Annotated in this window: 9 protein-coding genes; 5 read left to right on the top strand and 4 right to left on the bottom strand. The window is 36.7% G+C overall.

The genetic code is table 11. The annotated features are described in order from the left end of the window. Positions 1 to 38: 38 nt before the first annotated feature. Together ypfJ and MPR_RS05110 are read left to right on the top strand one after the other, a co-directional pair. Complete coding sequence (ypfJ, locus tag MPR_RS05115; RefSeq protein WP_041889874.1) at positions 39 to 893, top strand: KPN_02809 family neutral zinc metallopeptidase; 855 nt, start codon at positions 39 to 41, stop codon at positions 891 to 893. A gap of 74 nt (positions 894 to 967) precedes the next feature. Beyond that, on the top strand, positions 968 to 1,747 hold the full coding sequence (locus MPR_RS05110; RefSeq protein ID WP_041889873.1) for a hypothetical protein: 780 nt from the start codon (positions 968 to 970) through the stop codon (positions 1,745 to 1,747). Here MPR_RS05110 and MPR_RS05105 read toward each other — a convergent pair. Then, complete coding sequence (locus tag MPR_RS05105) at positions 1,744 to 3,285, bottom strand: YifB family Mg chelatase-like AAA ATPase (protein ID WP_041889871.1); 1,542 nt, start codon at positions 3,283 to 3,285, stop codon at positions 1,744 to 1,746. The two genes, MPR_RS05110 and MPR_RS05105, sit on opposite strands and share 4 nt — an antisense overlap. Positions 3,286 to 3,596: 311 nt before the next feature. Here MPR_RS05105 and MPR_RS05100 point away from each other — a divergent pair, with 311 nt between their 5' ends. From MPR_RS05100 to MPR_RS05090, 3 genes are all read left to right on the top strand, one after another. Beyond that, positions 3,597 to 4,745 (top strand): efflux RND transporter periplasmic adaptor subunit, encoded by a 1,149-nt coding sequence (locus MPR_RS05100; protein WP_041889868.1) that lies wholly within the window; start codon positions 3,597 to 3,599, stop codon positions 4,743 to 4,745. Positions 4,746 to 4,814: 69 nt separating this feature from the next. Then, positions 4,815 to 7,964 (top strand): efflux RND transporter permease subunit, encoded by a 3,150-nt coding sequence (locus tag MPR_RS05095; RefSeq protein ID WP_041889864.1) that lies wholly within the window; start codon positions 4,815 to 4,817, stop codon positions 7,962 to 7,964. 12 nt (positions 7,965 to 7,976) lie between these two features. Further along, positions 7,977 to 9,449 carry an efflux transporter outer membrane subunit gene (locus tag MPR_RS05090; protein ID WP_041889862.1) on the top strand — a complete coding sequence of 491 codons (1,473 nt, stop codon included), beginning with the start codon at positions 7,977 to 7,979 and terminating at the stop codon, positions 9,447 to 9,449. A 339-nt stretch (positions 9,450 to 9,788) separates the two neighbouring features. On the opposite strand, the gene mltG is transcribed toward MPR_RS05090, so the two are convergent. From mltG to dapF, 3 genes are read right to left on the bottom strand one after another with little or no spacing between them, the layout of a single operon-like run. After that, positions 9,789 to 10,826 carry an endolytic transglycosylase MltG gene (gene mltG / locus MPR_RS05085; protein ID WP_041889859.1) on the bottom strand — a complete coding sequence of 346 codons (1,038 nt, stop codon included), beginning with the start codon at positions 10,824 to 10,826 and terminating at the stop codon, positions 9,789 to 9,791. 8 nt (positions 10,827 to 10,834) lie between these two features. Beyond that, positions 10,835 to 11,359, bottom strand: a complete 525-nt coding sequence (locus MPR_RS05080; protein WP_041889856.1) for a GNAT family N-acetyltransferase — start codon at positions 11,357 to 11,359, stop codon at positions 10,835 to 10,837. A gap of 5 nt (positions 11,360 to 11,364) precedes the next feature. Next, positions 11,365 to 12,147 (bottom strand): diaminopimelate epimerase, encoded by a 783-nt coding sequence (dapF, locus tag MPR_RS05075; protein ID WP_041889854.1) that lies wholly within the window; start codon positions 12,145 to 12,147, stop codon positions 11,365 to 11,367. Positions 12,148 to 12,192 lie beyond the last annotated feature (45 nt).

Below are 12,192 nucleotides of genomic sequence, written 5' to 3'. Positions count from 1 at the left end.
CTCTATTTTTCCTATTTTTGCAATAAAAATTTTTCATTATGAAATGGGAAGGTAGACGAGAAAGTAAAAACGTTACTGACAATAGAGGTAAATCCACAGCTGGGAAAACAGCTATCGGAGGTGGTTTAATTGGTATTATAGCGATGTTGCTATACCTATTTGGAGGAGAGACAGGAAAACAAATAGCTCCTGTATTAGAACAAATGGGTGAAGGTCAACAAACAGAACAAGTAGAAACTAGAAACCTTTCTCAAGAAGAAGTAGAAATGGGTAAGATGGTAGCTGTGATGTTTGCAGACACTGAAGATGTATGGCACAAGATATTCAAAGAAAACGGAATGCAATACCGCGAGCCTAAAATGGAACTATTCGATGATAAAGTGAACACACAATGTGGTAGCGCTACTGCTGAGGTAGGTCCTTTTTATTGTCCTGCTGACGAAACAGTGTATATGGACTTAAGATTCTTTGAAGAACTACACACTCGTTTTGGAGCAGAAAGAGGTAACTTTGCTATCGCTTATGTTATCGCCCATGAAGTAGGTCACCATGTACAGACTCTGTTAGGTACTAATAGTAAAGTACACCAAGCTCAACAAAGTATGAGTAAGAAAGAAGCGAATAAACTATCAGTAGGTTTAGAACTACAAGCAGACTTCTACGCTGGTGTATGGGCTAAGTATAACCAAAAGTACTTAGATGCTAAAGATATTGATATTGCCTTAAGTGCCGCACAAGCTGTAGGAGATGACGCAATACAAAAAAGAGTAACAGGTCAAGTAAACCCTGACTCGTTCACACATGGAAGTTCTAAACAGAGAAAAGAATGGTTTATGAAAGGATTTGAGACTGCGGATATCAAACAAGGAAATACTTTTGACTTTATCCGATAGATACATATCCTCCTATCACAAACAAACTAATATTTATAGACAATTAAAAAGACTCTTCTAAAGAGCCTAACCTTATGACAAACTTAAAAGATATACTAGACAATATTAAACAGAATAGTTTTGCACTAGCTCCATTTCAGGTAATGAGTGAAGCATTTAATTACTACAGAAAGACCTTCTTACTAGTAATTACGACTTTATTACTAACCTTTTTTGCAGCGACATTACTAGGTTCTTTAATATTAAGTCAGTTCGTCACCTTAGATCCTAATCAAGATGTTCTACAAGAACAAATACAGGAGATGACTAGACAGCTAACAGAACCTCCTTTTTTCTATTACTATCTTTTATCTTTTGCTGTATTTAGTGCACTAGGAAGCATACTTATAGGTGGTTTTTATAAATTAAATGCACAAGTACACTTAAATGAAGTTCCCTCTTTCTTTAATGCATTTAAGTACTTCTTCAATATAAAAGGGCTTTATATCTTTATATCACAATTATTGATATCACTTGTCTTTATGGCGATTACTATTCCTTTAAAGTTACAAAACCTTGAAATGGTTTCTATGGCTATTAACTGGATTATTAGTACTTTGACCATATTCACTATTCCCTTAATTATATTCGGACACCAGAAGCCTATCGCAGCGATAAAGAATAGTATCATGGTCGTGAATAAACAACCTATCCCTATTATTCTAACAATTATACTGAACTACTTCTTTTTGATTAGTGGTTTATTATTCTTTGTTATTGGTATTTTATTTGTTTTACCTTATTTATTCGCAGTATACTTTGTGTTGTATAAACAAGTTATAGGATATAATCTAGAAGAGAATAAACAGTGCTAACCTAGCCATCCTTCTCTATCTAGACTACGATATTGTATTGCCTCAGCTATATGCTGGGGCTTTATATTTTCTGAGCTATCTAGATCAGCTATAGTACGGGATACTTTTAATATTCTATCATAGGCTCTGGCTGATAAATTAAGCTTATCCATAGCTGTCTTTAATAGGTTCAATGAATCTTCTTGTAGGGCACAGTATTTTCTAAGTAGTGCAGTAGTCATCTGCGCGTTATAATGAACTCCTTTATGTGGATTAAACCTAGTTGACTGTACTTCTCTTGCCACTACTACCCGCTCCCTGATATCTTGACTTGGTTCTGACAATTGTTTATCTGATAGTTTGTCGAACGGCACAGGGTTCACTTCTATATGTATATCTATTCTATCTAGCAGAGGACCTGATACTTTACTTAAATAACGTTGCATCTCTGCTTGTGTAGACTTGACAGGTGCACTTGGATCATTAAAATAGCCACTCGGACTAGGATTCATACTTGCCACTAGCATAAATGAAGAAGGATATGTAATCGTAAACTTTGCCCTTGAGATAGTCACTTCCCTATCTTCTAATGGCTGTCTCATCACCTCTAATACCTCTCTTTTAAACTCAGGCAACTCATCTAAGAACAACACCCCATTATGGGCTAAGGATATCTCACCAAGTTGTGGATAACTTCCCCCGCCTACTAGTGATACAGATGACGCAGTGTGATGAGGACTTCTAAAGGGTCTAGTTCTCATCAGCCCGCAGTCCTTGGCCTTTCCTACTACACTATGAATCTTAGTTGTCTCCAATGCTTCCTCTAAGGACATCGGAGGCAATATACTCGGTAGTCTTTTGGCTAGCATCGTCTTTCCAGAACCAGGAGGTCCTATTAAGATGATATTATGCCCACCTGCTGCAGCTATCTCCATTGCTCTCTTGATACTCTCTTGTCCCTTCACATCCTTAAAGTCTATCTCTAAGTGACGTGCAGACTCTTCACTAAACATCTTAGTGAAGTCTAACTCCACAGGTACTAACTCCCCTTTGCCTTCTAAGAAGTCTATCACTTCCTTTATATTACTGACACCATATACCTCTAGTCCTTCTACTATAGCCGCTTCCTTCTCATTTTCTTTCGGTATAATAATCCCTTTGTACCCTTCTTCTTTTGCTTTTATAGCGATAGGGAGCGCTCCATTAATACACTGTACAGTTCCATCTAAAGATAGTTCTCCCATGATAATATAATCTGATAATTCTTCTTGTAATGACATCTGGTTAGAAGCTGCCAAAATACCAATAGCGATCACTAGATCATAAGCAGAACCTTCCTTGCGCAAATTAGCAGGTGCTAAGTTGATTGTTATTTTCCTCCCTGGGAATTTATAACTATTATTCTTCAGTGCTGCAGCTATCCTATAGCTACTCTCTTTTATCGCATTATCAGGTAGCCCTACTAAGTGATATCCTACTCCTCCATCTATGTGTACCTCTACTGTAATAGTTGTAGCTTCAATGCCAAATACAGCGCTTCCAAACACCTTTGTTAACATAATTTATGAGTATTAATTAATATTCACCTAATAAATTCAGTCATTTCTTACTATTCTAAAAACATTATCTTTGCCAATATGTGGAGGGATACCACAAAAAGCAACAACTTTTATAAATAAGAATAGCTAAATTTAAACAATAACAACTATTACTCAATAATACAAATCAAACACAAAAACCTACAAATCAAAGATTTAAATTCATTAAATTAGTTTTTGATTACAAATAAAGCCTTTTTGGCATCAGTATTGAATAAGGTTACTGTGGAGATAGACTCTCACCTACAACAACAAATAGTATTTAAAGAATTATGATTACAAGTAGAAAAACAGTTTTAGTAGCATTTTCAGCGTTGATTATGTTTGGTACATTGATAGGAATTAACAGCTGCAATATAGGTTCATCTAAAACATTAGATCCTAAAGAAAATGCTTTAGCCTTACCTATCATAAAAGTAGATACAACAACTGCAATTACAATCAAAGATTATATAGGAAATATAGAAGGAAAAGTAAACGTAGAAATCAGACCTCAGGTAGAAGGTATACTTGAGAAGATTTTCGTAGATGAAGGTGCTTTCGTAAAAGAAGGACAACCTCTATTCCAAGTTGATCCACTACCTTACCAAGAAATCTTAAACAATATGATCGCTACTGAGAATGTGGAAAAAGCAAAGCTTAAAAATGCGAAACTAGAAATAGATCGTCTAAAGCCTCTTATCGATAATGAAGTTATCGCTCAGGTACAATTAGAAACAGCGAAGTCTAACTACGATATCGCTAAAGCTTCTTTGGCTAAAGCTACTGCTGCTGTTAATAGTGCTAAGATTAGTCTTGACTATACTATTATTAAAGCTCCAGTAAGTGGATACATCGGACGTATGCCTAAGCGTATCGGTAACTTAGTCTCTAAAGGGGATAAAGAACCGCTAACTGTACTATCAGACGTGAGTGAGGTATATGTGTACTTCGGTATGAGTGAGTCTGACTTCTTATACTTCAGTAAAGACAATAAGAAAACAGATACAGCTAGTATCAGCAATGGGCACTACTTACCAGACGTTTCTCTAATCTTAGCAGATGGACACGAATACCCTGAGAAAGGTAAAGTAGATATGATCAATGGACAAGTTAACAGAACAACAGGTTCTATTTCTTTAAGAGCATCGTTCCCAAACTCTAAAGACGTGATGAGATCAGGTAATACAGGAACAATCAAACTAAAAGAAACAAATCCTCGTGTTATTTTAATTCCACAAGAAGTAACTACTTCTATACAAGACAAGACTTTTGTTTATATCTTAGATAAAGAAGACAAAGTAAAATTACAGTCTATCGAATTAAATGGAGTGTCAGGAAATAACTTTATCGTGTCTGAAGGATTACAAATCGGAGATAGAATTATCAAAACTGGTTTTGATAAACTTACTGAAGGGATGTATGTAAAACCTTTAAACTAGACAAAGTACTATCCAAAAGACAAAAACAGAACTTAGAGTATTTGTACTCGCCTTACAAAACAATTTAATATGTTAAAAGCCATTATAGAACGCCCCATATTAGCCACTGTAATCTCAATTATGTTTGTGTTACTAGGACTAGTAGGGCTTACCTTACTGCCAATTACAAGGTTCCCAGAGATTGCACCTCCTAGTGTAAGTGTATCAACTTCTTACCCTGGTGCCAATGCAGAGACTGTTGCTCAGAGTGTTTTACTTCCGATAGAAGAATCTATTAACGGGGTAGACAATATGACCTACATTAGCTCTAAAGCGAGTAACAGTGGATCAGGAACAATCAACGTATTCTTTAAAGCAGGTACTGACCCTGATCAAGCTGCGGTAAACGTACAGAACAGAGTAAGTAAAGCTGCTGGTGATCTACCATCAGAAGTGAATGAGAACGGTATATCTGTGACTCCTCGTCTTAGTGGTAACATTATGACGATCAACTTCTACAGTGATCACCCAGAAGAAGTATATGACGAAACTTTCTTACAAGCTTATACACAGATTAATATTAACCGTGAATTACTTCGTGTACCTGGAGTAGCTTCTGTGAGCCGTATCGGTGCTCGTGACTACTCTATGAGAACATGGTTAAACCCTGATAAGCTTGCCTTATATAGTTTAACTCCACAAGATGTCATCAGTGCGATCAAAGATCAAAACTTTGAGATTGCACCAGGTAGCTTTGGAGAGACATCTGATGAAGCCTTTGAGACTGCTTTAAAGCACAAAGGGAGATTTAACTTACCAGAACAATACGAGAACATCGTTATTAAAACGAATAAAGACGGTTCTGTTCTACTGCTAAAAGATGTAGCTAGAGTAGAGTTCGGAGCCTCTAACGTAGGTAGTGATAACAGTGTGAACGGGTACCCTGGTCTAACGATGAATATTACACAGACCAACGGTTCTAACGCACGTGATATCGATATCGCAGTACGCAAAACATTAGAGAGACTGTCTAAATCATTCCCACAAGGAGTTCACTACGATATTAGCTATTCTGTAAAAGCGCAGATAGACGAATCTATTAGCCAAGTAAGAAGTACACTATTCGAGGCATTCTTCTTAGTGTTTATTATTGTTTACTTGTTCTTACAGGATTTCCGTTCTACTATTATCCCAGTTATTGCTATTCCTATCTCGCTAGTAGGTACTTTGTTCTTTATTTATTTAATGGGATTCTCTATTAATATATTGACCATGTTTGCCTTAGTACTGGCCATCGGTATTGTGGTAGATGATGCCATCGTAGTAGTGGAAGCCATCCACGAGAAGATGCATCATACAGGAATGAAGGCAAAAGAAGCGACAATCACGACGATGAACGAGATTACGAGAGCTATTATCTCTATTACGTTAGTCATGTCAGCAGTATTCTTACCAGTAGGATTTATGCAGGGGCCTGCAGGGATATTCTATAAGCAGTTCGCCTATACCCTAGCCTTCGCTATTTTGATTTCTGCTGTAAATGCCTTGACACTGAGTCCTGCACTATGTGCTTTATTCTTAAAGCAACCATCAGGAGAAGAATATGCTGCTCAGAAACCTCAAGCAGGATTTAAGAGAGTGCGCAATAAGTTCTTCTTTGCGTTTAATACTGCATTTGACAGTTTTACAGAGAAGTATGTCGTAACGATCAAGAAATTAATTACTAACAAGAAGGTAGCTATCGCAGGATTAGCCCTAATCATAGGAGTTGGAGTTCTATATCTATACAAGACCCCTTCTTCATTTATCCCTAGAGAAGATGATAGTTATATCACTTACTCTCTAGCGATGCCTCCTGGGGCTTCATTAGCACGTACTAAGGTAGTATTAGCAAAAGCAGATAGTATCTTGAAACAGCGTACGGATATCGAAGGGATGACAGCTATCTCAGGATATAATACGATAGACGGTAATGCCAGCCCATCATTTGCGGTAGGGTATATTAACCTTAAACCGTATAAAGAAAGAGGTAAAGTAAAGAATATAGACAAGATTATCGCAGAAATACAAGGCGATTTATCACAGATACACGAGGCTTCTTTTAACGTATTCCCTAGACCTACTATTTCTGGTTTTGGTGATTTCGGAGGAATTGAGTTCGTATTACAAGACCGTATGGGAGGTGGATTTACAGAGTTCAACCAAGTGAGTGATGAGGTAATTAAACAATTAAATGACAGAGAAGAAATATCGAATGCCTTTACTTCATTTAAAGCAAACTACCCACAGTATTTACTTGAGATCGACTATGTAAAAGCAAAATCGTTAGGTGTAAGTGTAAAAGACCTTATGACTACTATCAAGAACTACTATGGTCGTGTAAAAGCAGGAGACTTTAATAGATTCGGTAGAACGTACCGTGTATATATGCAGGCAGACATCCCATTTAGAGAGAGTCCACAATCATTCTCTTCTATCTATGTGAAAAACAAAGATGGAGAAATGCTACCTGCTAATACCTTGATTAAACTGAAGAAAGTATTAGGTCCGGAAACCGTGACTAGATATAACTTATATAACTCTATCTCTATCAAAGCTAACCCTGCACCAGGATATAGTACAGGAGATGCGATGAAAGCGATAGAAGAAGTAACAGAACAACTACCTGGTAACTACTCTTATGAGTACACAGGTATGTCATTAGAAGAAAAAGATTCGGGTAACCAAGCGATTATCATCTTTGGGCTAAGTATCATCTTTGTATACTTCTTATTATGTGCTCAGTATGAGAGTTACTTATTACCAGTAGCGATTCTATTGACAGTACCAACAGGATTATTAGGGGTAGCCCTATTCGTTAATCTAGCTGGATTACAAAACAATATCTATGTACAAGTAGGATTGATTATGTTAATCGGGTTATTAGCGAAGAATGCCATCCTTATCGTAGAGTTCGCTCTTCAACAACGCAAAAACGGATTATCAATATTCGATGCTGCTGTAGAAGGTGCAAAAATGCGTCTAAGACCTATCCTAATGACATCATTTGCTTTCGTAGCAGGTCTAGTACCGTTGATGTTTACAGTAGGACCATCAGCTCAAGGAAACCACTCGATCAGCTTCAGTGCTGCTGGTGGTATGATATTTGGAGTAATTGCGGGTATATTCATTATCCCAGTATTATTCTATATCTTCCAGACTTGGGACGAAAAACTTAAATCTAAACTTACTAATGAATAAAAGATAGAAACCATGAACACAAAAAGAATTATAACAAGCACTTTATATGTATCGGTGGTTTCCGCAGCTTTAGCCTTACATTCTTGTGCTCCACAGTCTAACTATAAAGCACCAGAGTTTCAATTGCCAGAACAGTATAGAGGTCAACTAGACTCTATAAACAATACGAGAGACTCAGTAGGAATAGCAGATATTGATTGGAAGACGTTCTTTGAAGATGAGAAGTTGATTGAATTAATCAACAGTGGATTAGAACACAACTTCGATATGACTAATGCGATAAAGAATATCGAAATAGCTGACCAAAAAGCTAGACAAGCTAAGCTAGAATGGCTGCCATCAGTAGATATGACACTTGGTAATGTAGCCTATCAGTATCGCTCTTCTAATTACTATGGATCAGCAGCAAGTAAATACTACGAAAATAAAGGAAAAGATGCTCCTGAAAATATGTATGTCAACTCTGCTCAATACGTCTCTTCTCTAAGTGTAAGCTGGGAATTAGACGTCTGGGGAAAGATGAAAAGCATGAGTGCTGAAGCTCTAGCGAACTATCTACAGACTCACGAAGCTCGCAAAGCGGTACAGACTACTCTAATCGCTAATATAGCAGAAGGGTATTATAACTTACTGCTGCTAGATGCACAGATGGAAGTAGCCCAGTCTAACTATGAATTGACAAAGAATACACTAAAGATAGTTGAACTACAACGAGATGCTGGACAGACCACCTCTCTTGCTATTCAACAGACGCGTAACCAGATGTTAGTCGCTAAGGCGTTAATCCCTTCTCTAAAACAACAAATAGCAGTTCAAGAGAATGCGTTATCCTTGCTTACTGGACAGTTACCTGACGCTATCGAGCGAGATGCTAAACTAGCTGAAGTCAACTACCAAGAAACACTGACTACAGGAGTACCACTATACTTAGTGAGTCAACGCCCTGATGTACAACAAGCAGAGCTAGCTCTAAAAGCGAGTAATGCCAGAGTAGGAGTAGCACAGACTAGCAGATACCCTTCTCTTACGATAGATGTAACGGGAGGATTAAATAGTATGTTAGGTAAGAATTGGTTTAATATACCTGGTTCTTTATTCGGTGGATTAATAGGTGATGTAGCTGCTCCTCTATTTAATAAGCGAAAACTAAAAACAGATTATGAAGTAGCTAAAATAGAAAGAGAAAAAGCAGAAATAGACCTTCAGAAGTCCGTTTATACAGCTATCACAGAGGTATCTGATGCCTTAATCACATTAGAAACAGTGAAAGAGCAGATAGAGATTGCCGAAGAGCAAGTAGCGACTTCTAGATTAGGGGTAAAGCAATCTAACTTACTGTTTAACAGTGGATATGCAAACTATATCGAGATTATCAATGCACAAAAGAATATGCTAGATAGTGAGCTGAACCTAAACAAATTAAAACAGAACAAACTAATATCAAGAGTAAAACTATACCAAGCTCTTGGTGGTGGATGGAAATAGTACTCCACATTTATAATCTTATAATCTATACCAGAAAAGGCTGTCCGTGGACAGCCTTTTTTATTACTCTTATTTTAGCTAGATTGTACCTAGATTGCGAATACCTCATTAGTACCTATATCATATGTCCTTACTCACTCCGTTATTTTATCCAAATTAACGGAGTCGATACGGACTCATAACGGACTCACTACGGACTCATTCAAAACGAAATAGCATGAGTACTAATAGTAAAGTCATACAACATTAAATCCCTATAAACTATATTTATATTCCACTTCAAAAATATAAGTATAAAAAAAGCTGTCCAAAATTAGACAGCTTACTTCTATTATTTTTTTAATTGATACCTGCTTGGTTTAACCATGCGCTATACTTTCTACTGTTAGCATTATGCTGAGCTAGTGTCACCGCAAACTCGTGATATCCTAATCTATCTACACTTGCACAGAAGTATACATAATCATGTTTCTCTGCATTTAACACTGCATCTATACTAGACTGATCTGACATAAAGATAGGTCCTGGAGGTAACCCTGTATTTTGATACGTATTATAAGGTGATGGTATCTGAGTATCCTTTAGGTATACTCTTTTGATCACTTGTTTAAAATCGTTAGTATATAATTTCTTAGCATATACTACAGTAGGGTCTGCTTGTAACGGCATTCCTAACTTAATTCTGTTTAGGTATACTCCTGCTACTTTTTCTTTCTCGTCTGCTTTACTCGTTTCTTTCTGAACAATAGAAGCTAAGATAGATACCTCTACAGGTGTTAGCCCTAGAGCTTTTGCTTTCTCTTGACGCTCAGCGTTCCAGAAGCGGATGTACTCCTTATGCATCTTATTACGAATCTTCAAAGGGCTTACATTCCAATAGAATTCATACGTCTCAGGTAAGAAAGAGACTAATACACTTTCTTTAGTAAATCCATTTTCTTCTAAGAAACTAGGTTCATAGAACGTCTCTAAGAAACCTATACTATCCGTTTCAAACATAGAACCTAATCTCCCTGCGAAATCTTCTATTCGCTCAAGATTGTTATACGTTAGACGCACAGGTACATTCTTTCTAAGTGCCTCGATGATATCATAGGTATTCATCCCGTTTTTAAGTTTAAAACGACCACTGAATACATTAGATGGATAACTGCGCTGTTCTGCTATTTCTACGAAACCTTCTTTATCATTTAGATAAGGTTCTAATATTTTCAATACTGAATGGAAGTTGTCTTCTTGCTTAATGTAGATAAACTGTTCTTCATCCCAACCTTTTAAGTTAGGCGAAAACGCCTTACCATACCATATATATAAATACCCTAATAGTCCAAATCCCCCTAGAACAACTAGAAAAACTAAGATGTTTTTTAACTTCATAATTTTATTTAAAATAATAATTGATACAATGCTTCGTCTTTATAAACTCCGCCAACTCTTTCCCAATCTTTCTTTATACCTACTAGTTTAAAACCGTATTTTAAAAACAGTTGTTGACTAGGATAATTATCTACCGAAATATTAGCATACAGCTGGTGCAAACCTAATACTTCTTTGCCATAATTAATAACTAATTCTAATGCTTCTGCTCCTGCTCCTTTCCCTCTATCCTCTTGGTGTTGGATTACAATACCTACACCTGCTCTATTGTTCTTAGGGTCAAAATCAAATAGATCGATTAACCCTAATGCCTGTTCTGTATCTATATCACAGATCACTAATCGCAACTGCTTTACTTCATAGATATCGAGATGAGCATTCTCTAAATACTGTCGAATCAAGAAGCGACTATAAGGTGTCACTGTATTACTAACTTCCCATAAATCAACATCATTCTCTATCTGATAGATGAACTCTAAATCTTCTGGCTCTAAAGCACGTAAAAATATAGCATTCCCACGAATATGTAACATCTTTTTTATATTTCTATTGTCCCTTCAAACGCTAGTTTGGCCGGTCCGCTTAATACTACATTTCTATAACTAATACGATCATCTGTCTCAAAACTAATCGTCAGACTTCCACCCTCTACATCTATCTTCACTTCATTGTGATCACACTTCCCCTGAGCATACATTGAGATAGCTACAGCAGTAGCTCCTGTACCACAAGATAACGTCTCGTCTTCTACCCCTCTCTCGAATGTGCGTATTCTGAAATGATTAGGTCCTTCCTGCTCTACGAAGTTTACATTAGTACCTCCTGGTGCATATAATTCGCTCTCTCTTATCTCTTGCCCTATACCGAATACATCATAATTTCCTAAATCTCTCACTACCTGTACATGATGAGGTGATCCCGTATTTAAAAAGCTGTATGACTTCTCTATCTCTATCCCAGACACATTGATCATCTGTAGTGATACTATTCCCTCGTTACTAATGGTAGCGGTATGTTCTCCATCTATAGCTATAAAACGGCAATTGTCATTAATTATTTTTAATTGTTTCGCAAAGGCTACTAGACATCTACCTCCATTACCACACATAGTACTCTCACTTCCATCTGCATTATAATAGACCATTCTAAAATCATATCCTTCTGCTTCTTCTAACAAAATCAAACCGTCTCCACCTATTCCAAAGTGTCTATGACATAAATGTGCTACTAATTCCTTATCTTCTTTAGGAAAAAAACTAGTGCGGTTATCTATCATTACGAAATCGTTACCAGTTCCCTGATATTTATAAAATCTCAACATATAGCTAATCTTACTTAAAGTGGTAAAAATACAAATAATGTATGT

Origin of the sequence: Myroides profundi, from assembly GCF_000833025.1 — a bacterium.
Taxonomy (GTDB): Bacteria; Bacteroidota; Bacteroidia; order Flavobacteriales; family Flavobacteriaceae; genus Flavobacterium; species Flavobacterium profundi_A.
The sequence above is the reverse complement of the archived record's forward strand: the minus strand, read 5'-3'. Positions and strand labels throughout refer to the sequence as shown.